Annotated in this window: 1 protein-coding gene; it reads right to left on the bottom strand. The window is 62.4% G+C overall.

Annotated elements, in window-relative coordinates; translation table 11 throughout:
- Nucleotides 1–250: DUF4082 domain-containing protein (locus tag AF337_RS01740; RefSeq protein WP_152970858.1), on the bottom strand; the 250-nt coding region annotated here is incomplete at both ends.

The raw sequence follows: 250 nt of genomic DNA, 5'->3' as shown, positions 1-250 counted from the left end.
GCCGCCGCTTGCAGCACTCGACGGTGCCGTCAGCGCGCCATTCGTATGGTCTGTCGTGAAGTAGTTCGCCGTTGCGGAATAGAAACCGTTCGAATGGTAGCTCGCCACATAGGTGGCGCCGGCCGTAACATTGATCGGCTGGGTGAAGGAAACCGTCTGCCAGCCGCTCGCCGTCTCGTTGATAAAGGTCGCCTGGGCCAGAACCTGGCCGCTCGCCGTCCAGAGCGAGCCGACATGCGTACCGGTATCC

The organism is Rhizobium ecuadorense (genome assembly GCF_001187535.1).
GTDB lineage: Bacteria > Pseudomonadota > Alphaproteobacteria > Rhizobiales > Rhizobiaceae > Rhizobium > Rhizobium ecuadorense.
The sequence above is the reverse complement of the archived record's forward strand: the minus strand, read 5'-3'. Positions and strand labels throughout refer to the sequence as shown.